The sequence below is a fragment of the Caballeronia sp. LZ033 genome, from assembly GCF_031451265.1.
Lineage (GTDB): Bacteria > Pseudomonadota > Gammaproteobacteria > Burkholderiales > Burkholderiaceae > Caballeronia.
Genome location: NZ_JARUXQ010000004.1, coordinates 196,220 through 221,610, shown reverse-complemented (window position 1 = coordinate 221,610; position 25,391 = coordinate 196,220). Strand labels below are relative to the sequence as shown.

At 61.3% G+C, this 25,391-nt stretch carries 17 protein-coding genes; 4 read left to right on the top strand and 13 right to left on the bottom strand.

The genetic code is table 11. The annotated features are described in order from the left end of the window. Position 1: 1 nt before the first annotated feature. The 5 genes from QCE62_RS28400 to QCE62_RS28380 form a co-directional block, all read right to left on the bottom strand. Positions 2-1,066, bottom strand: a complete 1,065-nt coding sequence (locus tag QCE62_RS28400; RefSeq protein WP_309925701.1) for an ATP-binding protein/SpoIIE family protein phosphatase — start codon at positions 1,064-1,066, stop codon at positions 2-4. Then, a complete protein-coding gene (locus QCE62_RS28395) occupies positions 1,051-1,491 on the bottom strand; it encodes an anti-sigma regulatory factor (protein WP_309925699.1) in 441 nt (146 codons plus the stop codon). Before QCE62_RS28395 ends, QCE62_RS28400 begins: the two co-directional genes overlap by 16 nt. Positions 1,492-1,512: 21 nt before the next feature. After that, positions 1,513-1,872 (bottom strand): STAS domain-containing protein, encoded by a 360-nt coding sequence (locus QCE62_RS28390; protein ID WP_309821055.1) that lies wholly within the window; start codon positions 1,870-1,872, stop codon positions 1,513-1,515. 61 nt (positions 1,873-1,933) lie between these two features. Then, positions 1,934-2,842 carry an STAS domain-containing protein gene (locus QCE62_RS28385; protein ID WP_309927484.1) on the bottom strand — a complete coding sequence of 303 codons (909 nt, stop codon included), beginning with the start codon at positions 2,840-2,842 and terminating at the stop codon, positions 1,934-1,936. A 281-nt stretch (positions 2,843-3,123) separates the two neighbouring features. Next, entirely contained in the window at positions 3,124-3,471 is a 348-nt protein-coding gene (locus QCE62_RS28380; RefSeq protein ID WP_309821057.1) for a response regulator, read from the bottom strand. A gap of 236 nt (positions 3,472-3,707) precedes the next feature. On the opposite strand from QCE62_RS28380, the gene QCE62_RS28375 reads away from it, so the two are divergent. Next, complete coding sequence (locus QCE62_RS28375) at positions 3,708-5,084, top strand: nucleobase:cation symporter-2 family protein (RefSeq protein WP_309925697.1); 1,377 nt, start codon at positions 3,708-3,710, stop codon at positions 5,082-5,084. 9 nt (positions 5,085-5,093) lie between these two features. Here QCE62_RS28375 and QCE62_RS28370 read toward each other — a convergent pair whose 3' ends face one another. Next, positions 5,094-14,528, bottom strand: a complete 9,435-nt coding sequence (locus QCE62_RS28370; RefSeq protein WP_309925694.1) for a hypothetical protein — start codon at positions 14,526-14,528, stop codon at positions 5,094-5,096. A gap of 472 nt (positions 14,529-15,000) precedes the next feature. Between QCE62_RS28370 and QCE62_RS28365 the strand changes: the two genes are divergently transcribed. Beyond that, positions 15,001-15,828: an alpha/beta fold hydrolase gene (locus QCE62_RS28365; RefSeq protein ID WP_309925691.1), complete on the top strand. Its 828-nt coding sequence runs from the start codon at positions 15,001-15,003 to the stop codon at positions 15,826-15,828. Here the strand turns inward: QCE62_RS28365 and QCE62_RS28360 are convergent. After that, positions 15,825-16,631 carry an exodeoxyribonuclease III gene (locus QCE62_RS28360; protein WP_309925690.1) on the bottom strand — a complete coding sequence of 269 codons (807 nt, stop codon included), beginning with the start codon at positions 16,629-16,631 and terminating at the stop codon, positions 15,825-15,827. The two genes, QCE62_RS28365 and QCE62_RS28360, sit on opposite strands and share 4 nt — an antisense overlap. Before the next feature lie 134 nt (positions 16,632-16,765). Here QCE62_RS28360 and QCE62_RS28355 point away from each other — a divergent pair, with 134 nt between their 5' ends. Further along, positions 16,766-17,992, top strand: coding sequence for an MFS transporter (locus QCE62_RS28355; protein WP_309925689.1), 1,227 nt, complete (start codon positions 16,766-16,768; stop codon positions 17,990-17,992). Between the two features lie 168 nt (positions 17,993-18,160). Here QCE62_RS28355 and QCE62_RS28350 read toward each other — a convergent pair whose 3' ends face one another. Next, positions 18,161-19,165, bottom strand: coding sequence for an aldo/keto reductase (locus QCE62_RS28350; RefSeq protein ID WP_309925687.1), 1,005 nt, complete (start codon positions 19,163-19,165; stop codon positions 18,161-18,163). Between the two features lie 119 nt (positions 19,166-19,284). Here QCE62_RS28350 and QCE62_RS28345 point away from each other — a divergent pair, with 119 nt between their 5' ends. Continuing rightward, positions 19,285-20,190, top strand: a complete 906-nt coding sequence (locus QCE62_RS28345) for a LysR family transcriptional regulator (RefSeq protein ID WP_309925683.1) — start codon at positions 19,285-19,287, stop codon at positions 20,188-20,190. Between the two features lie 18 nt (positions 20,191-20,208). Here QCE62_RS28345 and QCE62_RS28340 read toward each other — a convergent pair whose 3' ends face one another. The 5 genes from QCE62_RS28340 to dinB form a co-directional block, all read right to left on the bottom strand. Next, positions 20,209-21,087, bottom strand: a complete 879-nt coding sequence (locus QCE62_RS28340; RefSeq protein ID WP_309925681.1) for an ABC transporter permease — start codon at positions 21,085-21,087, stop codon at positions 20,209-20,211. Further along, positions 21,084-21,908 carry an ABC transporter ATP-binding protein gene (locus QCE62_RS28335; RefSeq protein ID WP_309925679.1) on the bottom strand — a complete coding sequence of 275 codons (825 nt, stop codon included), beginning with the start codon at positions 21,906-21,908 and terminating at the stop codon, positions 21,084-21,086. The genes QCE62_RS28340 and QCE62_RS28335 overlap by 4 nt, the downstream gene beginning before the upstream one ends. Positions 21,909-22,025: 117 nt before the next feature. Then, positions 22,026-23,048, bottom strand: a complete 1,023-nt coding sequence (locus tag QCE62_RS28330) for an ABC transporter substrate-binding protein (RefSeq protein WP_309925677.1) — start codon at positions 23,046-23,048, stop codon at positions 22,026-22,028. Between the two features lie 45 nt (positions 23,049-23,093). Next, complete coding sequence (locus QCE62_RS28325) at positions 23,094-23,990, bottom strand: TauD/TfdA family dioxygenase (protein WP_309927482.1); 897 nt, start codon at positions 23,988-23,990, stop codon at positions 23,094-23,096. A 130-nt stretch (positions 23,991-24,120) separates the two neighbouring features. After that, positions 24,121-25,299, bottom strand: a complete 1,179-nt coding sequence (gene dinB, locus QCE62_RS28320; RefSeq protein ID WP_309925674.1) for a DNA polymerase IV — start codon at positions 25,297-25,299, stop codon at positions 24,121-24,123. Positions 25,300-25,391: the final 92 nt, after the last annotated feature.

The window sequence follows — 25,391 nt, the reverse complement described above, 5'->3', positions numbered from 1 at the left end:
CTTACGCGCCTCCCGTCGTGCGGGCGACGAAAACGGTGATATCGTCGCGGCCGCGCGCGAAATCGCGATACAGCAGCGCCGCGATGAGCGCCGGATGGCGCAGGGCGATGCCCGGATAGCGCGCCAGGTCCCAGCGCGTGGCGAGCCCGTCCGAATGCAGCACGACGAGCGCGTTCGGCGGATAAGGCACGTCGAAGATCTGCGCGCGCCGCGATCCATGCCCGACGATGCCGCTGTGCGACACCAGATGCCGGTGCGAGGCCTCCGCCCACACGCTCGCCGAAATATTGCCGATGCCCGCGAACGTGACCGGCATGCCGGCCTTCGCCGCGGACGCCGGCATGCGCGCGATCCCGACCGCCGCGCCGCGCGTGGCGCGCAGCGCGTCGTTGGCGAGGTCCATGATGCGGTCGAGCGGCTGTTCGCCTTGCGTGCCGAGCACCTTGGCCGCCTCGACCGCCGCGACGTTCGCGAGCGGCCCGTGGCCGAGACCGTCGGCGACCATCACGGTGAATTCGCCGTCGTGCGCGTGGCAGGACCAGGCATCGCCGGATACGGTTTCTGTTTGCAGCGGCAGATTGACGACGCCGTAACTCAACGGCGCGGCGGGCGTGCCCGACGGAGCCGGTGAATTCCAGAACACGGTGCGCAACAGCGTGCCCTGGCCCGGCGCACTCCAGATGTCGAGTTCGTGGGAGAGACGTTTGATCGCGCCCATGCCGGTGCCGGGGCTGCCGGCCGTGGTGTAGCCGTCCTGGAAGCAGCGGTAGAGATCCTGGATGCCCGGACCGCCGTCGATGCACAGCACCTCGATGCCATGGCGCGGTGCGGCAATCGCGCCGCGGTCGGCGAGCGGCCGCACCAGCAATTCGCCGCGCTGGGCGTGCTTGAGCAGGTTCGTGCCGCATTCCGTGACGACGATAGCCAGTTCGCCCGCGGTCGTCTCGTTGAAGCCGAGACCGCGCGCAAGCTCGCCGATGGAACGCCGTGCATAGGCGATCTGGGTGGCCTCGGCGATCTCGTAGCGCTGCTGCGCGGCCATCGATTCCTTCAAAAGGGTTTCCATTTGGTAATCGAAATGTGCGTGCCCTCGCCCGGCGCCGAGCGAATCTCGAACTCGTCGCACAGGCGCTTCGCGCCGCCCAGACCGAGGCCCAGACCGCCGCCCGACGTAAAGCCGTCCGAGAGCGCTCGCTCGATGTCCGGAATGCCGGGACCGTTGTCGACGAACTCGAGCTTGAGTCCGCGGCGGCCATTGCGCTCGACGACATAGCAATGCGCGTCGCCGCCGCCTCCGTAGATCAGCGTATTGCGTGCCAGCTCGCTGGCCGCCGTCACGAACTTGGTCTGATCGATGAGCGAAAGGCCTTGCGCGACCGCTTTCTGCCGCAGGAACTGGCGCAGACGGACGATCTGCTCGTCATTGCGGATCGGCAGCGTTTCAGGCGGCGACGAAGAAGCCGGCGCGGCAGTGGAATGGAAGGTGGTCATGGAATCGTTCGCACGCCGCCGTCAGAACGGGCTGCTGCCGGTCAGCAAGGCCATGCCCTTCTCCACGTTGAGCGCCGTGCGCACGCCGGACAGCGTGAGACCCAGCTCGACCAGCGTGATCGCGACGGAGGGCTGCATGCCCACCACGACGGTGTCGGCATCGAGCACGCGCGCCATCGCGGCGGTGTTGCCGATCATGCGGCCGATGAAGGAATCGACGACGTCGAGTGAAGAAATGTCGATCAGCACGCCCTTGGCGCCGTCCTTCACGATGCGGCTTGTCAGGTCGTCCTGCAGCGTGAGCGCGAGCCGGTCGTGCATGTCCACCTGGATGGTGACGAGCAGGAGCTTGCCCATCGTGAGAATCGGAATGCGTTCCATCGCTTCGGTCCCGTTCAGTCGCTTGACGTGTCGTGTGTGCTGTGAATGGCGTTGAGACGCGTCATTCCGGTTGCAGCGAGTCGTGAGCAGCGCTCGCGCGCGAGGCGTCCGGCGCGCTGTTGCCCGCGACAGACTTACCGGTGCGCTGGAGCGCGACCACGAAAGCCGCTGCGAGCGTGGCCTTGGTCGTGACGTTCGAGAGGTTCACGCCGAGATGCACGATGGTCTGCGCGATCTGCGGACGAATGCCGCTGATGATGCAGTCCGCGCCCATCAGGCGCGCGGCCGCGACGGTCTTGAGCAGGTGCTGCGCGACGAGCGTATCGACGGTGGGCACGCCGGTGATGTCGATGATCGAGATGGCCGCGCCGGTCTCGACGATCTTCTGCAGCAGGTTTTCCATCACGACCTGCGTGCGTGCGGAGTCGAGCGTGCCGATCAGCGGCAGCGCGAGAATGCCGTCCCACAGTTGCACGACAGGGGTGGACAGTTCGAGCAGTTCCTGCTGCTGGCGCACGATCACTTGCTCACGGCTCGCCTGGAACACTTCCGTGGTGTACAGGCCGAGTTCGTCGAACAGCGTGCTGATCATCCAGGTGAGATCGGCGAGCGTGGCGGGGTCGTTGTCGAGCGATTCGCGCAGGCGCACGAAGAGCGGCTGCTTGAGCGAGAACACGAACATGGCGGTTTCGACCGGCGTGAAACCCTGGCGCGCGCGCTGCGCCGACATGTCCGCTAGGAACGCGCGGACTTCCTGCCAGGCGGGCGCCTTGAAATCGACGCGTTCGGCCGTGCCGAGCGCGTCCGTCAGCAGGGCAACGAATTGCGCGAACTGATTGCGCAGTTCCGCTTCGCCGACCAGTCCGCGCCGCGATGCGATCGCGTGTTGCTGCGCGAACCACTCCGCGAAGAGCGCTTCCGGGTTGCTGTTGAACAGTTGGGCAAGCCGCATTCCGCCGACCATTTCCATGCCGAGATCCTTGTGCGTGTTGGTTCGTTTGGGCAACGTGGCCCGCTTTCGTTATTGGGTATTGCACTGCTGCACGCGCCGCGAGACGCGTCGAAGCAAGGCAAAGGCGCTGGGAATGTAGCACGCCATCCTGAAAATCGACAGTCCGGGAACCCTTTACGGATAAGGGATTCGCGGATTTTCTGTGCGGCGATCCATGCTCGCGGCGGAAATCGGCAAATGCTTCCGGCCGTTCGTCAAGGCGTGGACAAAAAGCGGTCAAATATCCAGTCGACGAAAGCTTAGTCGGACAGCAGGAAGAGTTCGAGGGCGGGCAGGCTGATCGGTTTGAGGAGGAAGCCGTCGAAGTCGGTGACGCCGCTGCCTTCGATGACGTCCGTGTGGCCGGTCATGGCGATGATGCGGGCGTCGCTGCTTGGGCCGGCGGCGCGGATGGCGCTGCAGATTTCGCGGCCGTCGGCGTCAGGGAGGGAGATGTCGAGGAAGATGCGGTCGAAGCGTTCGCGTGAGGCGAGCGCGAGACCGGCGGCGCCGTCATGCGCGACAGCCGCGGTGTGGCCCAGCCCGCTTGCGATATCGACGAGGGTCTCGATGCAAGCGCGGTTGTCGTCGACGAAGAGCAGGTTCATCGTGACTGGCTCCGTTTCTGCGGATGAAACGAGTGCGCCTTGGGCGGCGTGGAGCACAGTGTAGTGCATCGTGCCGGGCGCACGCGACTTTACGGCGGCGGCGCGCGAGGCTTTGTCCGCGATGCGCTGGCAACCTTCGCATCCGCGATGCCGTGTATAGCGGCGCGATTATTTTTCCGGGCGGGGTGCGGTGCAATACTCGGGCGCACTATCCCTCCGACCCCGCTGGAGCGCACATGGCCCACACTCCTCATCCCGTCGACGAAGTGCTGCCCTTCGGCCAGCTGCTCGCGGTCGGCATCCAGCATGTGCTGGTGATGTACGCGGGCGCGATTGCGGTGCCGCTCATCATTGGCGCGGCGCTGAAGCTGCCGAAGGAGCAGGTGGCGTTTCTCATCAGTTCGGACCTGTTTGCTTGCGGCATTGTCACGCTGGTGCAGTGTCTGGGCGTGTGGAAGTTCGGCATTCGCTTGCCGGTCATCATGGGCGTGAGCTTCGCGCCGGTCGGGCCGATGGTCGCGATGGCGTCCTCTGGCGCGGGCATTACGACGATCTTCGGCGCGACCATTGCGGCGGGCGTGTTCGCCATTCTGATTGCGCCGTTTTTTGGGCGGTTGATGCGCTTCTTTCCGCCGATTGTCACCGGCACGATCATCCTGACCATTGGCATTACGTTGTTTCCAGTGGCGATCAACTGGGCCGGTGGCGGACGCGGCGCGGCGAACTTCGGCGAGCCGCGCAACCTGTTGGTCGCGGTGATCGTGCTGCTGGCGATCTTGCTGATCAACAAGTACTTGAAAGGTTTCATCGCCAATATCTCGGTGCTGCTTGGGATGGCAATTGGCTTCGTGCTGGCGTTGCCGTTTGGATTCGTCGATTTCTCGGGGATTGGTCAGGCGGCGTGGTTTGCGCCGGTGCGGCCCTTCGCGTTCGGCATGCCGAGTTTCGATCTGGCGGCGATTGCGTCGCTGTGTCTGGTGATGGTCGTCATCATGGTGGAGTCGCTCGGGATGTTCCTCGCGTTGGGCGATCTGACGATGCGGCCGGTATCGCGGAATGACGCCACGCGGGGGTTGCGTACTGATGGGCTGGGGACGGTGATTGGCGGTGTCTTCAATACGTTTCCGCATTCGTCGTTTTCGCAGAATATCGGGCTTGTGGGGATTACTGGCGTGAAGAGCCGCTGGGTGGTTGCGGTTTCTGGTGGCATCCTCATTCTGCTTGGGTTGCTGCCCAAGCTGTCCAATCTGATTGCTTCGATTCCTGTTGTGGTGTTGGGCGGCGCCGGGATCGCCATGTTCGGGATGGTCGCGGCTACAGGGGTCAAGATCCTTTCCAAGGTGGATTTCGAGAGCAAGAACAATTTGCTCGTTATTGCTATCAGTCTTGGGGTGGGGGTTATACCGCTCGTCGCGCCTTCGTTTTTTGCTCATATGCCCGCATGGGCGGGCCCGCTTACGCATAGCGGGATTACGCTTGCCGCTGTGTTCGCTATCTTGCTTAACGCGTTGTTTAATCGCGGGGGCGAGACGGGCAACATCGAACAGGCGCTGGCGGCGGAGATGCCGCTCAGCTTGCGGAAAGGCGATGGTGAACCTGCGTCTTGGGAATGAGTAAGGCCTTCACTCGAACCATCTCCAATAAAGTTTCCGCGTCTGAGGCAGCGACTTCCATACCTTGAAGCTGTACGTGAAAGCACTGAATCTGTCCGGGTCAGCGTGGATGTCGCTCAACAGATAGACCAGCAGAGAGAAGTTGTCGGGATTGGCCACCGCGTCCCGCACGGCCTCGCTTGACGGCGCGCTGACGGGAGGCATGAAACCCTCCAAAGAAGCCGAAGCCGGTCTGTGAACAGGCTCCAGCAGGGGCGAAACGTCGATTCCGATCTCGTGGCCCGAAGGATTGAGGGAATCTGCCAATTTGTCCATGAAGGTCTTCGTTGTTTTGGCAAATACCGGCTTGTCCTCGTGCAGAAAAATGCCGTAGGTCCGGGAAAGGCGGCTAAAGAAAGTCCTTTTGTCAGCCAACTTTTCACGCTCAAGCTGCGCCCGAAACGTCTTCATCAGCGTTTCCCAGGTCCTCTCCACGCGTTTGCTGCTCGTGGTTGCTACAAAAGCTTCACGAATCAGACACCGCGTAATGTGATTCAACCGAACCAGATACGCCGTGCCGAAACGTTCATACTCCATGGGGTCGAAATCATCATCTCGCATAACCAGCGGAATGATCGTCTGCCGAGCCATGTATTTTCCCTCTTTCCAGGTATTCCCCTCAAGCAGGAAGCCAGGACCCGTGATCGTCTCAGCATACTGACTGTAACCCTCCTCTATGTCCTCCCTCCAGACGGTCGACTGGATGTCGGATACTCGCCTGATGTCAAACGCTGATCCGGGCATGGCGGACAGGAGGTTCCCCTGCGACTCGCCCAGATACGCTATGTCCGTGATGAGGCTGACAGATTCCAGATAATCAAGCATGTTCTGGGCATTCAACTCGAAGCTCTTCAGGGCCGACTCCGTCGATTCACCCCATGCCAAATCGAAGGATTGCTTCGTCTTTTCAGCATAAGACTCTTTCTTCATCACGCGCAGCGCGAGCTTCAGAACCATCGTTGCCTCGCTCTCCGCTGCACGCAAGTTGCGCAAAAGCCGCTGCACTCGCTCGGGCTTGTTCCAAAGTTCCGTGCCTACCCTGTCCGGCTCGACGACACTGCCCACCGGCACCGGCACGGTGTCTCCTACCCAATCGGAATAACGCCTGCGAAGCGCCTGCAGAAGACCATCATTGCTTTGCTGAAGCGCGAAATAGTTGTACTCCTGATTCAGTACGACCCGCTGCACCGCGTTTCCTGACTTGATGTAGAAAGTGCGCGTCTTCGGTTGCAAACTGGTTGATGTCGTCTGGCAAAATAGGCCGGGGCCTACCTGGTCGAGAGGCAGGTGATTGAGCGGCGAACTGGGCTGCATTGTATTCAAGTTGATCGGAAGGAACATCTTGTCCAGGAAGCCTTTCACCAGGTGTACGTCCGAAAAGATGTCAGCCAGACTCCTCGTCGCCACCGGAACCAGTCCTTTCTTTGTCAGGCGAGCAAAATCCAAGGTCAGTGGATTGAAAGGAAATGAGAGCGGATTGAAGATGTGATAGGTCAGGTTGAAAAATTCCTTTCCAAGACTCCAGAGCGCTTTTTTTCCGCTCTGTGACACAGCGTGAGACACTACGAATCGTCCGCGCCATCCGCTGTTCTTGCCAAACTGCCATAATGGCTTCGAAGCGATTGCTTTCACAGTCAAGCTCATTGAATGCGCGGATGGTATGACTGTGAGAGCCAGGGAAACTGAATCAAGCATGATGGACATGGGATCGATGCTGTAGTTCTCATCCAGTTGCTGTTTTCGGATTTCGGAATAGAACGGAACAAAAAATCCGATCACCTTGTCCGTCAAGTGTAATTCGAACATTGAAGTCTTGAACTGATCAATCAACTCATTCATATCGCGGCGCGTTTCATTGAATAAATAGCGCAAGAGTTCAGTTTCCGGGACCTTATTTCGGGAGGCTGCATCGTTGTCCGCCTCCAAATTCCATAGCCATTGATGTTCTTTATCCTTTCCGATCCCCAGATAAGTAGTCACCTTCCCGAAGAAGCACTTGGGATCTGACTCGCTTGTTTTCGTTCTTTTCGCCGCAAGATTGAAGAAATGGCTCAGGAAAGTCAGAATCTGGTCGCACGACGTGTCTTTGGAATTTTCTACGTCCTCCGAATTCTCCACCTTTTTCGAATTCTCTGTTTCTTTGCCGCAGGCGCCGGGATCGCCCTTGATCCATATCATCTTCGTGCTTAGCCCCCGGAGTATGGTTGCCGCGTTGTCTTCCGTTTGAAGTGCCTCCACTTTCTCGCTCGTGCTGCCCCTCACGAATGCAAAGTAAAGCCAGGAATTATCCGCCAGTTTGATATAATGTATGCGTACACTCAGCTCTGGAAAATCCAGTCCGATGATCTCCCGAATGTTATAAAAATTATCGAAATCGATCTGTGCGGATTCCAGCGCGTTTCGGATTACGGTACCGCAATCGTACGGAAGACTTGTTTTTTTATAATTCTCGAACTGCTCATCGTTTTTTGTATAGCGACTATTGTCTTCTCCCATCAGGGAAGACGGCAACAGCTCAAACATGAACTTGTAATTCTCAGGCTTCTTCGGAAAGACTGCATAGGGGTGGAACAAGCGAGCCTTTTCCTTGAATTCGCGCAGGAGTTGTGCATAGGACAGCTGCTCTACTTCAGTGATTGATTTTCCATTTGTATTGATCTGGAAAATGATGGCGGCGAGAATGGCTGTATCGGCATTGACAAAATCCAGGTCCGCATTATCCGTTGCCCGCTCGATGGCGATGGCTGATTCCAGGCATCGCAAAATATCACAATAAGTGCGCGTGACGGTATATTGAGTTTTTTTCAGCTTGTTTCCCAATTTATCAATCAGGAGATAGAGCCGAGACTGGGCCCGCAGCTGATTCAGGAGATAGTACTGCGCCGCCGCGAGCTCGCCGCCGGACATTGAAAAGCCCGGAAGCGATCCACGTCGGGTTGCAAGTTCCGCCAAGGCGCCCGCGTAGATGGCATGAAGCAATGCGGACTCCATTTTCGACTCCCTTGCCGCGCGAATATTCGAGAGTACGACTCGATACTTCTCCTCATATTTCTTCCCCGTCTCCAGTCCTGCAACGTAGGCTTTGAAAGTCTCGACGTATCGCTCAGGCATTCTGATCAACTCGCGGCGCTCAGTCAGTGCATTCCGTCTGTCATCCAACTCTTTGTGCCTTTTAGTAAGCCACGTTACATAGCGGCCCGCCCATTCAACGATGTGCATTGCATCGGCCGTCCGGCTGAACGCGTCCAATAGCCGCTGGAAGCCGACGCCGATATCTTCTACAAATTTCTCCGCTGGCGATTTGCTTTCGTAGTCGGGGCTGACGCTACCCTGGCGATGGTCCAACATGTCTTTCGCTTGTTTTTGGAGGGCTTGCGTCTTCGCCGTCTCGGCAGTCAGATAGGCCATTTCCACATCGACCAGATTGAGTTCTTTCTTGATCCGCTCGAGACTGTTTTCCGGAACGGTATCGCCTTCCATGATCTCGTTTATGATCGACACGTCGATCTGGTCCTCGATCAAACGTGAGGGATAGATTCGGCCGAGGATTTTGTAGATCTCGTCAGACAATCCGAGATCCAGTATGCCGTCGGCGCTCGATCGCGCCGAAAAAAACGCGATCAACTGCGCGCTCAGCACGATCACGGAAATCCATTCCTCGTTTTTCTTCTCTTGACGATATTGCTTTTCACAGACGCTCAACGCGCTCGCCATCCGTTTGACGATCGCCTTGGCGTTGTCCAGCGGATGATGGGCGAGACTTGATTCCGTGGTTTGCGAAAGTAACAGGCCCAACTCGCCCTTCGTCAGGACGAGTTTCATATAGGCTTCGAACCAACGCGGCGCCGACTCCGCGTCCCATCCCAACGACCAGGTGTCGTGGTACACGGCTATCACGACATCGCAAGGTGTGCCATCGGCCCACGCCGCATGCAGCAGGCCCCTGCCGACTCCTATCCACTCGAACGCCCAAAAGGAGTGGTCAAGATACATATAGAGCTTCTCGGAGGATTCGAGATAGTCGTAGTACAGCCTGCCTGGCTGACCGTCGGCTCGTTCGGCGTAGTTAAGCGCCCCGGCTTTCTCGAATGAGCGAACCAGCTTCATCAACGACTCCGTGGGCGCCCAGTGCGCGGTACCGGTTTCTTCCGTCATGGACGTCACCTTGCCATCGCAGTCGAGCATCGAGGGCACGAGACCGAGCTTGTCACTGTAAAGCACGTGCAGCCGTGCTTCCGCACCGCTTTGCTGATAGCGGATGTAACCATGGTGCGTGACGTCCGGCGCCGCGAAAACAGAGGGTGGACGACTGACTTCATTCCAATCAAGCTGCCAATAGCCTGACTCACATTTGTAATAGAAGGCCCCCGTAGCGTCGCTGTAAACATCCGTCTGCGCTGTCGCGGTCATGCCCGTGGCGGAAGAGGGCTTATGTGCTTGCTCCGCGGCGAATTTGAATCTCGCGATCCGGTCAACCATTCCGTGCTTTGCAGGTAAAGCATCCGGTCGAACCGTTGCGTCATATCGGGACGACATGCGACGGAAGCTCACGGAGGAGCCGAAGATATTGACTTCTCCTCCCAGGAAATACGCCGGCGTCCAATCCCGAGTGTTGTCGTAGACCAAAAGCATCGAATGCTCACTCTCCCCGTCATCCTGCCAATAGCGCACGATCCCGGCGGCCTGGATTTTTCTCATCTTCGGCTTTGGTTTGTGGCCATCGACGCGCCACCAAACGATTGGCAGATAGGTGCTCTCCCTGACCCAGATGAAATACTTTTCGCCCGATCCCTCCCTGGACTGAAACAGCCGTTGAGGCAATGCGCCGGACTTCCGGCGAAACAAGTCACTCGGAATCGGCTCAGGCCCGGGATGGGCATTGGCAAGCAACTCGAGGAACAAATGACTCCGATGCTTGCCTTTGGCCGCTGCGACATCATGCTCGACGTAATCAGAAGGAGTCTCCGGCGTGGCTTCCGCGTAGACTTTGTTTTTCCATTGTTGCAGGTACTGCCATCCCAGCTTTTCCTGGTAGACCACCGCGATTCCTCCGCCGCTCACCAACTGCAATGTTCCGCGGAATCGAATAAGCGGATCGCCGACGAGGGGATCCGCCGGCGCATGGCCGCGCAGTTGATCGATCTTCCATTGTCGGCCGGCAATATCGACGTAATGCGCGCCATTGCTGTAGCGGCCGAGTTGAGTATCAATATTCAGTGGCAACGCGACGCTCGGCCCGACCACCGCATAGGCCGTCTCGTTTCTCAATCGCTCCTCCAACTTCGACCTGCCCTTTGTTTTCTCACCCACGTTGGTCACTGCGCGGGATTCGATGACATGCGGAGCATCCGCGCTGGAAGAGAGATTGAGTGCTTCGTTCTCATCTTCATTCGACGGCTCATTGCGAGGCTGTTGCAGTCTGGATCGAAGCCAAGGGACGAACGCGATAAGCGCGCCGCCAGCGATCAGACTCACGCCCATCCACAGCGACACGCGCGACACTGTTTGCAATCGACGGCGCCGAATTTTTATCCGCGGGGTGCCAGCTGCGAGGCCCTGCTCGACGTCCGGCTCGGTGCTGATGTCATCCGTTTCAGCCGTAGAGTCCGCGCTCCCCGTCACCGTCTCGCGTGTCGGCACACGCGAATATGGCGTCTGTCCGGTCACACCATAAAAAAGCAGACCCGCAACGCCCAGCGCGCCCAATACCCCAGCGACGGTGAATATCGATACCCCGCCAAACGAAGCTGTCTGACCGCCTCCCGCGCGTTGGAGAAACATCTGGTACATGTCGGCAGTCATCTGAAAATTTTCCAGATCCCGCGGGCAGTCGACGTCCTTCTCCGGCTCCGTGCCCGATCTGATACGACCCAGCAATGACCAAAGGTCCTGAATGGAGGCGTCCTGCTCGTCTTCCGCGTCATCCGTATCAACCGTGCTGAACCTCTTTGCGGATTCAGCGCTTATCTCATTCGTGATGAACTCCTCGTCGCCGCCCGCTCCGGCGCCGCCAGGCGGCGCCAAGGAGACAAACCATTGCCCATCGCGATGGACAACCGCTGGATTCGCAGCGATGTACACGGCGCTGCTACTGCCGGGTTTCAGAAGACGATAGACATCTTGTGCCGTATCCCGGCAGATCTTGTAAGCGCGGCTCGCCACGAGAATGAAACGCCCGGACGGCTTTTCGAAGACTTCAATATCATTATTCGAGGTGCCGACGATGACACGCTTCTCGTCGTCCAAGAGTTTGATCCCGATGTGCGCGAAACTTCCCTCAGAGTCCCACTCGCTCAAAAGAACGTCTTTCTGGACTACCGGTGGCGCAGGGTTACGCCCTTTTAGAAGGTTCCTCATCTGCAATGCCGAAGGGGCATACGTCTTGATGCTGATCGCCGCGACGTCGGCGGCTTTTTCTGTCAAATCAACGAGAGATCGCAATTTCGAACGTGGAGGACCCAATGGAACGCGCTTGGGAGGAGCGTCCTTCGGATGGCCATCGGACTCCTCCTGGCCACTGAGCCGCCTGAAACCATCGGTCAGCAATGACGCCACATAATCGGCAACGCTTCGCCGCAAGCGAATAACCGAAGGATCATTGTTGTCCGCCAGAATGGCACTGAGTTCGGCGCCCCATTCCAGCCACGATTCGGCGTCCGGCAGGTTTCTCCCGATATGCATGCGCGCCGCGAGCAGATCCGGGATGAATGGAATCAATTGCATATATGGCCGGACCCATGCGTGACCCAGCCTGTCCATCTCCATGAGGGTCTGCGCGAGACTCTTTGCCCGCTGCGCCTGATCCGCCGATTCGGCGTGCATCAGCAGAAACAAATCGAAAGTCAGATGCACGGTCCATACATGCGAACTCAGTTCGTCGACGATGTACGCGCCGAACTTTACGTAGGCAGCCATGGCGGGCGATGACCGAAAGTATTTTTTGACGCGTGCCAGGAATTCTGCCTTGCTGGGGCAGGCGCTCCTGAGCGTATCAAGAATGACTTCGGCGATCACGCGCTTCGTTTCAGCGTCACCGCTCGCCAAACTCGCTGCGCCGCCCTCGATGCATTTCTCAACAGCCGGTTTCAAAAGGATGTTGTAGAAAGCATCCGTGACCAGCGCCGCCGTGGGATTGGCCACGCGGATGTAGCGCACCCCGACCTCTCTGAGCGTGCTCTCCAACGCACGAGTCAGCATTTCCCTGACGCGCTGACACGTCGCTGGATCATCCGACATGAGATCCGCCGCGCAACCCAACGTCGCGCTCGCGACCGCTCCAACACCATGCAGCCGCTCGTCCGAAACGTGATAAAGCAAGCCGGACAAGCCATGTTGCGCGGCTTGCACGACCCCGCGGGCAGACACGACAGAGTAGATGTCGTTCACACTGAAGCACGGTGAGTTGATCAACGGCAGGAAGAGCCTGAGTCGCTCCAGCACGGCATCATTGGGGAATACGAGCTTGCTCCATTGATCCATGATCGTTGAATCAATCAGCGTTCTCCAGGCATCCGGGTTGAGAATATGTTGACGCAACGCGGCCAGGCGGTTTTGCTCCGAATCCGAGGCCGGCAAGACCGACATACTTCTGAAAAGTCTGCTCGCGGCACGTAGCGGCTCGCTGTATTGAGCAGGCAAGTCTTGCGCAACCCGGGCCGCAACGTCTTGATCAGCCAGCAGCGCCGCGAGGATACTGAGCCGCTCGGCCATGGACTCCGCCGAAGCCAGCTTGCCCGCCCACGGCGCCAACGTTGTCAGATATGAGAGGCCGGAGACAGACTTGAATACAGGCCCCATCACCTGTTCAAGCACACTCTCGGATCCGAGCATCTTCAGAATACCCTTCAGGTAATCCTCGAAGCCTTGTCCCGTCTCGACAATGTGAATGAACTGCCCGGCCGTCAGCAGACCACGCCGAACCGGATCGATCAGAAGCACTATTTTCTGTATCGTTTCAGGGCCGAGCACGTACCCCATCGGCTCACTCTGTACCAAGTTGAGCAGCGCGATGAACGCTTCGTTCAGATTGCCGATCACGTGAGCATCCGGATTCAGGCTGACCGCCGCGAGGCTGCTCGACACCTTCCCGAGCGTCGGCACGACGTCCACGATCGATTCCTTGAAATCGCGGGGGAGCTGCGTCTCGCAGTCGATGAGGGTTTTTATCGCCCCGAGCTTCTTGAGGAGCGGCTCGTCTTTGCGGCAGATTGATTCGAGACGTGCGTAAAGGCTGCGCCCGTCATCGAGCAAGTCGCCAATGTTACAAAGCACCGACATGCAGACGTTCAGAGATTCGGTCAAGCGCGCGCCGAGAAATGTGGTCATGCAGGGCTTGCTGATGATCGCTTGCACGCCTTGCAGCGCTTCCGACTTGGACTTGGCCGTGAACAGACCGGCAAGCGCTTTGAGGACGTCATCAAAGTCGACGAGCCATTGATCCATCTCGGAGAAGATCTGGCTCGTAGATGCCGTGAAGGAGGCCGCCTCGCGGACGTCTGCTTCGAACAGACCTTCCGATGCCAAGGTTTCGATCCGGGTCAGCACATCGTGGATTCCGGAAACAGCTGCAATGTTGTCGAAGCGCGTTCGCAGGCCCTGGAGCTTTTGGATGTAAGCCTGCTCGGACTGACCCAATGCGGGCGGAACGGCCAGGTAGTTTTGCAGCGGGCCTGGCAGTTTGGACACGCAATTGCTGAATGCCACGTTGGCGTTGGCCTTGCGCAGGATCAGTTCTCCACCTGCAGAAGCATCAATGTCCGTGATGCCAGCCTGAAACCTTTGCAGCTCAAGGTAGTAAAGGTTGAACCTTTTTTGCCAATCCAGAGTGTGCTCGATCGTTGCCTTGATCGAGTCGGGAATCAGTTCGGCAATCGACTCATTTTTTTCAATGATGGACCATAGCAGTCCCGGCTTGTCCGATCCCGGCAGCGTCGCATCCGCGACAACGTCCCGGAGCGACCGGTAGGTTCTCCAGAGTTGCAGCACGCTTTGCAGCGCCGACATCGAGGAACTCAACCGCACCTGCATATCATCCGGAAGCAGCAATAGATGCTTGCAGACAAGCGCGTACACGTCCTTGAGGGCGCTTTCCCATTGCGGCACATCGAATTGTTCAAACCCGAGAAACAACCTCTTCAAGTCGCGGTAGGACGTCTCGATTTCGCGATATGGCCTGAATATGACCTGCACGATTTCGAGCACAAGGGTGCCCGCGATTGGCTTCACCACGTCGGCCAGCCCAATGCCTCTGCCAGTTCCCGGCGACGCATCCGCCGCCTCGTCATCAATCGGACCAGTTCGAAGACTGGACGGATACGCGGAGGATTCCGCGCGAGCGCCTCGTCTCGCTCCGACATGGCTCGAATTTGATGGCAATTGAGGACCGAAGCTCAGCGAAACTGGCATATCAGATCACCGTTATGGGCATGTATGGCAATCAATCGGTGCAGCGCGTATGCGTATCCCGCCGGCGAACGCATACGGCGCCCCTGGGACATTGCTGGCAGGTGCACGGTATTGAACGCGTGACGAGTGAAAAACGTTCCGAATGCATGATTGCGATCAGGAATCCGGCGGAACATGCGGGGCATGCCGACGCATCAGAACCTGAACCGCAAAGGTAGGGAAGAGGGCAGGAGATGTGCGACCGGTGCACCGCATTTGAGTAGCTCTTGTGTAGCGACCGCGTCGATCGATCGTCTGACTATGCCGCTCATCCTAACAGCGTGATCACTGCCTGATTTTCACCCTGACACTAATCTACAAATAGTCAGCAACCATTTGACGGTGATTGCCGTTTTAAGCAGCAATCGATAAAGTTCCGATCAGCATGAAGAGACTTTAAAATCTGACGCGTGTCAGGCCATCCCAAACGCCCATGATTGCAGCCTTCTGGACGCTTCTTGCTGTACTCGCCGCGCTGTACGCCATCGCGCTGGGCGGTCTTTACTGGCTGCAGGGGCGCCTCGTCTATCCGCTCGAACGGATACAGACGTTCACGAGTGAACAATTGGAAGCCCGCACGGAACCCATGCAACTGAAGACGGAAGATGGCCTCAACTTGACGCTTCGCTATGCATCCGCGCCTGACTCGTCCCTGCCGACGGTTATCCTGTTCCACGGCAACGGCGAAGACCTCTTCCAGCGAGCCCACATCGCGCTAGAGCTGATCAACGCCGGCTACGGCGTATTGCTCGCCGAATACCGCGGCTACGGCGGCAACCCAGGCAAACCGAGCGAACCCGGCCTCTACGCCGATGCCCGCGCAGCGTACTCATTCGTCTCAGCACGTTCGAAGAACATCGTCCTGCACGGATACTCCTTGGGCTCCGGCGTAGCGGTCCAGCTTGCAAGCGAACAAACTCAACCCCTGACCGCGCTGATCCTGGAAGCGCCCTTCACCAGTATCGTCGACGTCGCCGCCCGACGCTTCCCGCTCTTCCCCGTCCGCACGCTCGCCCGCGACCGTTACGACAGTCTCGCAAAAATCGCCTCCGTCCGTGTACCGCTCCTGATCTACGGTGGCACCGCCGACGGCGTCATCCCGCCCGACCAGTTCCAGCGCCTCTACGACGCAGCGCGCAGCGAGAAGCGCATCGCGCTGATAGAAGGCGCCGATCACCTCAACGTGTGGACCCAAGGCGGCCGCGACCACGTCATGCAATTCCTCGCATCGCTGCCCGCCACGCGCGCCGAGCGCGTCTAGCCACCACGCTTACGCGAGGTCTTGAGCGTGATCCACGTCGGCGCATGATCGCTGGCATGCGGCTCGCCGCGCACCCATGTATCGACGCCCGCGCCCGTCAGCTTCTTCGCAAGATCCTTGCTGAGCAGAAGATGATCGATGCGCAAACCCGAATTGGTCTGCCAGTGATTGCGGAAGTAATCCCAGAAGGTATAAATGCGCTCGTCCGGAAAAGTCTTGCGCAATGCATCCGTCCAGCCCTGCCCTAGAAGGTCCGCATAGGCCGCGCGGCTCTCCGGTTGCAGCAACGCATCCTTCTTCCACGAACGCGTGTTGTAGATGTCCTCGTCAGTCGGCACGACGTTGTAGTCGCCCGCAAGCACCACCGGATGGCCGCTGCCCAGCAACGCCCGCGCATGCGCGTTGAACCGCTCGAACCACGCGAGCTTGTAGTCGAACTTCGGGCCCGGCTGCGGATTACCGTTCGGCAGATACAGGCAGCCGATCAGCAATCCGCCCACCGCCGCCTCGATATAACGGCTATGCGTATCGTCCTCGAAACCCGGCACGCCCTTGCGGCTCAGCACCGGCTCCGCGCCCTTCGCAAGGATCGCCACACCGTTCCACGACGGCTGCCCATGCCACACCGCGCCATATCCCGCATGGGCAATGGCCTCCGCGGGAAACTGCGCATCCGTGGCCTTCAACTCCTGCAGGCAAACGATGTCGGGCGCTTCGCGTTCGAGCCAGCTCAGCAGGGCAGCGAGCCGCGGACGAATGCCATTGATATTGAATGTCGCGATCTTCACTCGGAATCTCTCCATCGAACGATCGGAATCGGGCCGTCAGGCGCACGCAGTTTGCGTGCCTCAAGAAGGCGCCGGCTTTTCGGCGGCCAGCAGAACAATTAAAAATCTGCCACAGTCACGGCAAAACCGCTCCACTCCCCCCTTTTCCCATGTCCGCCTCGCCGTCCCAGTCACCATCCGACGTCTCCGCTCACTGGCAACGCAATCTCTACATCTGCCTCTTCGGCTCCTTCACCACCGTCGTCGCGATGACCCTCCTGCTCCCCTTCCTGCCGCTCTACGTGCAGCAGCTGGGAGCGTCGTCGGAGGCGGCGGCGGTGCAGTGGTCCGGCGTCGCGTTCGGCGCAACCTTTCTCGGCGCAGGACTCGTCGCACCGCTCTGGGGCCGGCTCGCCGACCGCTACGGCCGCAAACCCATCCTGATCCGCGCCAGCCTCGGCATGGCCATCACGATGTCCCTGCTCGGCGTCGTACAGACAGTCTGGCAACTCGTGGCGATACGCTTCCTCGCCGGGCTCGTCGGCGGCTACGCGAGCGGCGCCATCGTCATGATCGCCACCCAGACGCCCAGGCATCGCACCGCGTGGGCGCTCGGCACGCACGCCGCCGGCATGATGGCGGGCAACCTGGTCGGACCGCTGATCGGCGGACTGTTGCCGGGTCTGATCGGCATCCGCTCGACCTTCTTTCTCGCTGGCGGCCTGATCTTCTGCTCGTTCATCATGACGACACTCTTCGTGAAGGAAGAGCGGCGCGCACCGGATCCCTCGACATCCCGGCGCGGCGGCGGCTGGCGCGACATTCCGCTGCTCACGCCCGTCTTCGCCATGCTCGCGAGCGCCATGCTGCTGATGTTCGCGAACATGTCGATCGAGCCGATCATCACCATCTACGTGGCGCAGCTCGTCCAGGACCCGAAGCAGGTCACGCTGGTCGCCGGCATCGTGATGTCCGCCGCCGCCCTCGGCAGCGTGCTCGCCGCGCCGCGCATCGGACGGCTCGCGGATCGCATCGGCGCAACCAAGGTCATCGTCTGCTGTCTCGCGCTGTGCGGCGTGTTGCTGATTCCGCAGACCTTCGTCACCAACGGCACCCAGCTCGTCGTGCTGCGCTTCCTGATGGGACTCGCGCTCGGCGGACTGCTGCCCGCCATCACGAGCGTCGTGCGTCACAACGTGCCGGATCACACGGTCGGCTATATCCTCGGCTACGCGACGTCCGCGCAGTACATCGGCCAGGTCACGGGGCCGCTCGCGGGCGGCTTCATCGCCGCGCACGCGGGCATGCGCTCGGTCTTCGTCATGACCAGTGTGCTGATGTTCGCCGGCGCAGCGTTCAATGCGTGGGTGTTTCTGCGCAAACCACGCACGCCCTGAGCGCACATCGATACGCTCTCGCCAACCCACCCGCTGCGCCCATCAAACCATCGTCCGCGCACGCCCCGCGAGAAAGGCGAAAACCGCGACGCCCACGCTCGCGGCAACCAGCAAGCAGAGAGAAAACCTCCAGTCGTCAGTGGCCTGATGAATGAAGCCGAACAGCCCTCAACCCTTCTCGCTATCGAGATGCGCCATCTGCACGGCTTCATAACGATCGCCGGCCGCCGCGCCCTTCGGCACTGCCGCTTCAATGGCGGCGAGTTCATCCGGCGTAAGCGTCACATCGAGCGCGGCGAGCGATTCCGTCAAGCGCTCAGGACGCCGCGCGCCGATCACCGGCACGATGTCCTTGCCCTGCGCCAGCACCCAGGCGATGGCAAGCTGCGCCACGCTCACGCCCTTGGCCTCCGCAATCTTGCGCAAGGCGTCGACCAGCGCCAGATTGCGTTCGACGTTGCCCTGCTGGAACCGCGGACTGTTGGCGCGCCAGTCGTTGGCTTGCGGCGCCGACGCGCCCCAGTGCCCGCTGATCAGTCCGCGCGACAGCACCCCATACGCCGTGATGCCGATGCCGAGTTCGCGGCACGCGGGCAGGATCGTTTCCTCGATGCCGCGCGAGATCAGCGAATACTCGATCTGCACGTCCACCACCGGATGCACGGCGGCCGCGCGGCGAATGGTCTGCGCACCGACTTCCGACAGCCCCACATGACGCACGTAGCCCGCCTGGATCATGTCGCCGATCGCGCCGACGGTGTCCTCGATCGGCACGTTCGCATCCAGCCGCGCCGGGCGATAGATATCGATCGTTTCGACGCCCAGCCGTTGCAGCGTATAGGCGAGCGAGTTCTTCACTGCAACGGGACGGCCATCGAACGCGATGAAGTTGCCCGCCGGGTCGCGCATGCCACCAAACTTCACGCTCAGGATCGCCGCATCCCGGCGCGACGGCGGCGCGCTTTTGAGCGCCTCGCTGATCAACAGTTCGTTGTGGCCCATGCCGTAGAAGTCGCCGGTGTCGAGTAGCGTGATGCCGGCTTCGAGCGCGGCGTGGATCGTGGCAATGCCCGCCGCGCGATCCGACGGCCCGTACACCCCCGACATGCCCATGCATCCAAGCCCGATGGCGCCGGTTTGCGGTCCGGTCCCGCCAAGTCTGCGTGATTCCATGGTGGTTCTCTCCTGTGGACTGGCGCCGCGCGAACGGCGGCGATGGAGACCATTATGGGAGCAAAGGTCGCGTGCGATAATCCACCTCAATCCGAATGGGCTGTGCGCAGAGGCGAACAATGAACGAACCCGATCTGTCCGATCTCCACGCGTTCCTGGCGGTCGCGCGCTCGCGCGGCTTCAGGCAGGCGGCGCTGTTGCGGGGCGTATCGGCGTCTTCGCTGAGCGAGGCGGTGCGCCGGCTGGAAGCGCGGCTCGGCGTGCGGCTGCTCAATCGCACCACGCGCAGCGTCACGCCGACCGAAGCCGGCGAACGGCTGATCGAACGGCTCGCGCCCGCGTTCACGGAGATCGCCAGCGCGCTGGATGCCGTGAACGGTTTTCGCGACAGCCCCACCGGCACGCTGCGCCTGAACGTGCCGCGCATCGTCTCGCGCGAGATCCTGCCGCCCATCGTCGCGCGCTTTCTGACCGCGCATCCAGGCATCAAGCTGGAGATCAGCGCGACGGACCGCTTCATCGACGTTCTCGCCGCCGGCTTCGACGCCGGCATCCGCTACGACGAAAGCATCGAGCGCGACATGATCGCGGTGCCCATCGGGCCGCGCATCCAGCGCTTCGTCGCGGTGGCCGCGCCCGCGTATCTCGCCGCGCACGGCGAGCCTAAGCATCCGCGCGATCTCGTGAATCACGCCTGCATCGGGCATCGGTTCGACAGCGGAGTCCTCGCCGCATGGGAATTCGTGCGCGGCAAGGAAACGTTACGGATCGCGCCGCAAGGGCCGCTCGTGACGTCGTCGGTGGAAGTAGCGCGCGCCGCGGTCACGGCAGGCCTGGGGCTCGTCTATACCTTCGATGAATTCGTACGCGGCGGCATCGAAAGCGGCGCGCTCGTGCCGGTGCTCAAGCCGTGGTGGCAAAGCTTCACCGGTCCGCGCCTCTACTATCCGAGCCGCGCGCATATGCCAGGGCCGTTGCGCGCGTTCATCGACTTCATTCGCGCCGAAGACGGCGCGACGTCCTGAACGCGCCTTGAACACCGCTTACTGCTGCACGCCCCAGCGGCGCACCGTGACGCGTTCGATGGTGTCGAAGACGAGATGCTCGACCGCCAGACCGATCACGATGACCGCCGCCAGCCCCGCGAACACGCGATCCGTGTAGAGCTCGTTGCGGTTCTGGAAGATGTACCAGCCAAGGCCGCCCTTGCCCGAACTCGCGCCGAACACGAGTTCCGCGGCAATCAGCGTGCGCCACGCGAACGCCCAGCCCACGCGCAGGCCCGCCAGGATGGAAGGCAGCGCGGCCGGCACGAGAATCAGCAGCACGTGGCGCAGACCAGTCAGGCCATAGTTGCGGCCCGTCATGCGCAGGGTCGCGGGCACCGCCTGGAATCCCGCATACGTGTTGAGCGCGAGCGGCCACAGCACCGAATGCACCAGCACGAACAGCAGGCTGCCGGTGCCGAGGCCGAACCACAGCAGCGCAAGCGGCAATAGCGCGATGGACGGCAGCGGGTTGAACATTGCGGTGAGCATCGAGAGGATGTCGCGGCCGATGCGCGTCGACACGGCCAGGGAGGTCAGCACGAACGCGAGCAGCGCGCCGAGCGCATAGCCGCGCAGCAGCACTGACATCGAGATGCCGATCTTCTCGATCAGCTCGCCCGACGCAATGCCCTGCACGAACGCGATAAAGGTCGCGCTGAAGGTGGGCAGCAGCAGGTCGTTGTCGACGCTGCGCGCCGCGATCTCCCACAAGCCGATCAACACCAGCGCGATGAAGGTCTTGCGCAGCCAGGCCTGATCCAGCAGACGCTTCGAGAGCGGCAGCGGCGCCTCGTGGCCGATGCCTTCGGGCGCGACCGGCTCGACTTCATATTCCGGCCGCACCGGCGGCACGATCAGATGCGGCGTGCTCATTGCGCGGCCTCCTCTTCGAACAGCAAGCGGTGAATGCGGGCGACGCTCTGCTGGAACTCGCCGCGCCCCATGCTTTCCTGGGTGTATTGATGACTGTTGAGTTCGGCGCGCACGCGTCCGGGATGCGGGCTCAGCAACAAGATGCGATTGCCGACGATCAGCGCTTCCTCGATCGAATGCGTGACGAACAACAGCGTGAAGCGCTCGTCGCTCCACAGGCGCAGCAGTTCTTCCTGCATGCGGCGGCGCGTGAGGGCATCGAGCGCGGCGAACGGCTCGTCCATCAGGAGGACGCGCGGCTGCATCGCGAGCGCGCGCGCGATGGCGACACGCTGCTTCATGCCGCCCGAGAGCGTATGCGGATAAGCGTCGGCGAAAGGGGCGAGACCGACCTTGTCGAGATAATGCAGCGCGCGTTCACGCGCTTCGGCGCGTCCCAGCTTGCGCGCGGCGCGCAGCGGAAAGGCCACGTTCTGCACGACGGTCTTCCACGGCGGCAACTGGTCGAATTCCTGGAACACGACGATACGGTCCGCACCCGGCCCGCGCACGCGTTCCCCGCCGATTTCGATCCTGCCCGCCACCGGCTCGATGAAACCCGCAACCGCCTTCAGCAAGGTGGATTTGCCGCAGCCCGACGGGCCGAGCAGCACGAAGCGGTCCGCGCCGTAGACATCGAAACTGACATCGTGCGTGGCCCGCACGATCCGTTCGCGTGTGCGGTATTCGAGCGAGACGTGCTCCACGCTGAGCAGCTTGCCGCTCGTCGAAGCATGCGCTTCGGGTGGCGGCGCATACAGCGCTTGAGGATTGGCGGCCATGTTTATTGTGCGGAGAGGCTGGAGAGGCAAACGCTTACGATAGCGGCGCACGCGCCCCGCGCGAACCAATCATTGCGCATAACCAATCCACCTCCGCCGATAAACGCACGGCTCGTCTCAGCTGCCGTTCTTCGTCGCCGGATCCGTGAAGAAGTAGTCCTGCCACGACTTCGGCTCGTTCTTGATGACGCCCACCCGGTGCATGAACTGCGCAAGCCCGAAGGTGTTCTGCGGCGCCACCTTGAACTGCACCGCGGGATCCTTGATGACCTTGATCAGCAGGTCGCGGTCGAGCCGGGCCTGGTTCACGCGCAGATAGATATCGGCGGCCTGTTCCGAATGCTGCGTGATGAAGTTCGCCGCATCGGCAAGACCCGCAACGAACGCGCGATACGTCTTCGGGTTCTCGTTGCGGAACTTCTCGGTGGCGTAGAGCACGGTCGCGGAACTCGGGCCCCCGAGCACATCGTAGGAATTGAGCACGATGTGCGCCTTCGGATTGCCCGCGAGTTCCTGCTGCTGGAACGGCGGATTGCCGAAGTGCGCATTGATCTCCGTGCCGCCCGCGATGAGCGCCGCGGTGGCGTCGGGATGCGGCACCGCTTGCGTGTACTTGTCGAGACGGTCGTAGGCCTTGTCGCCCCAGGTTTTCGCGGCGGCATATTGCAGCACGCGCGATTGCACCGACACGCCCACCGCCGGCACCGCGATGCGGTCCTTGTCGGTGAAGTCGGCTATGGTCTTCACGCGCGGATCGTTCGACACGAGGTAGTAAGGGAAATTGCCCAGCGACGCCACGCCCTTCACATTCTGGCGGCCATGCGTGCGGTCCCAGATGGTCAGCAGCGGACCGACGCCGGCCGCCGCGATATCGACGGAACCAGACAGCAGCGCGTCATTGACGCTTGCGCCGCCCGAGAGCTTCGCCCATTCGACCTTGATGTCGAGCCCTTCCTTCTTGCCTTCCTGCTCGATGAACTTCTGGTCGCGCGCGACGTTGAGCAACAGATACACGACGCCGAACTGCTCGGCCACCCGCAGCGTGCCCTCGGCCTGCGCGCCCGCCGACGTCACGCCCAGCGCGAGCGCGAGCGCTGCGCCAAGTGCGCGCGCAGCGCCCTTCCCTTTGCGAGACTGCATCGATGAAACCCCGTGATTCAATGAATAGTGTTTGATGTGGACCGGTCAGAAAGGCGCGTCGCCTTCGATGGTCGTGCGATACAGCTTGCGGCGCTGATCGTCGGGCGTGCCGGCCGCGAGATGCATCACCGAGCGGTTGTCCCAGAACACCATGTCGCGCGCCTGCCATTGATGGCGATAGATAAATTCCGGCCGCGTGCTGTGCGCGAAGAGTTCGGCGAGCAGGGACTGGCTTTCGTCTTCAGGCAAGCCGATCACGCGCGTGGTGAAGTGCTCGCTCACGAACAGCGCGCGGCGCTGCGTTTCCGGATGCGTCCGCACGACGGGGTGCGTCACCGGCTTGACCTGGGCAATCTGTTCCGCCGAGAGATTCGGCCGCCACGGGCTGCGCTTCTGCAATTCGGCGTACTTGGCCAGATAGGTATGCTCGGCCACGCGCCCGTCCACCGCTTTTTGCAGATGCGCGGGCAAGCTGTCCCACGCGAGATGCTGGTTCGCGAACAGCGTGTCGCCGCCGACCGCCGGCAGTTCCTGCGCATGCAGCAGCGAGCCGAGGCTCGGCTTGTCCTTGTACGACAGGTCCGAATGCCAGAAATGGCCGGCATCGCCCAGGCCGATCGGCTTGCCGTTCTCGGTGATGTTCGAGACGATCAGCACTTCCGGATGGCCCGCGAGCCCGAACTGATGCAGCACGTGGATCTGCAGCGGCCCGAAGCGCTTGCTGAACGCCACCTGCTCGTCTGGCGTGATGCGCTGGTCGCGGAACACGAGCACGTGGTAGTCCAGGTGCGCGCGATGGATGCGCGCGAAATCAGCTGCCGACAATGGCCGCGACAGATCGAGCCCGAGCACTTCGGCGCCGAGCGGGGCATCGAATGGACGGATCTCGATGGGTTGATCGGCGGCGGATGCCTGAATGTCGGCGTCTTGAGAAGCGGTCAGGGTCGTCACGGTCGAATGGTTCGAATCGGTCACTTCGGGGAAGCGAACAATCTAGCGTGCGGCACAGCAGCCTACAACGAAGCATCTGACATGTGCTTATCTGCGCGCGTCATAAGCCTGTCGCGCCGGCTCACTCGCCGGGGGCGTCGAACGGCAGTTCCACCTGCATCGGTTCGACGGGCGCGCTCTCGTCGTGGCCCGCCAGCGCGCTGACGCGCACGCCGAGCAGACGAATGCGCCGTTCGAGCACGATGCGCTTCAGGCATTCGGTCGCGGCGCGGCGAATCTCGACGGGATCGGCCGTCGCGACCGGCACGGTCAGGTCGCGCGTGACGGTGCGGAAGTCGTCGAAACGCAGCTTGATGCCCACCGTGCGGCCGACATAACCCTTGCGCTGGAGATCGTCGGCAACGCGCGTGCAGAGCGCGGTGAACTCGGCGGACAGCGTCGCACGGTCCTGCTTCGGATGGAAATCGCGCTCGAAGGTGGTTTCGCGGCTCATCGACTTCGGCGTGGAGCTGGTGACCACGGGCCGGTCGTCCTCGCCTTGCGCGATGCGGGCCAGCCACGCCGCGTAAGTGCGGCCGAAGTGCGTCTGCAGCAAGCCGGGATCGGCGGCGGCGATGTCGCCCACCGTATGGATGCCGAGCGCCGCCAGCCGCTCGTTCGCCTTCGGCCCGATGCCGTTCACCTTGCGCGCGGCGAGCGGCCAGATGCGGGTGGGCAGGTCGTCCATCGTCAGGATGGTGAGGCCGTCGGGCTTGTCGAGTTCGGAGCCGATCTTCGCGAGCAGCTTGTTCGGCGCGATGCAGACGGAACACGTCAGCCCGGTGGCCTCGTGCACGGCATCCTTCATGCGGCGGCCGATCTCGGCGGGCTCGCCGGGCAGGTCGCCGACATCGATATAGATTTCATCGATGCCGCGATTCTCGATCTGCGACGTAAAAGTGGCGACGGCCGCATTGAAAAGCCGCGAGTAATGGCGGTACGACTCGAAATCGGTGGGCAGCAGGATGGCGTCCGGCGCGAGTTGCGCGGCCTTCATCATGCCCATCGCGGAAAACACGCCGAACTTGCGCGCTTCGTAAGTTGATGTGGTGACGACGCCCCGCCCCGCGTAGTCGCGCAGCCGGCGAAAGCGGCGCGTGCCGTCGGGCAGCGTTTCCGGCGTGGCGCTGCGGCCGCCGCCCACGACCACCGCCATGCCGCGCAGTTCGGGATAGCGCAGCAGCTCCACCGATGCGAAGAACGCATCCATGTCGAGATGCGCGATGCGGCGCGGCGCCGGATGCGGAGCTTGCGGGTTCATCGGCGCGGCCGGTGCGCCGCGTCCAATGCGCAAACGACAGGTTTCAACGCATGGAACATGGGAGTGCGCGTTGCGCGGCGCTGCGAAAACGA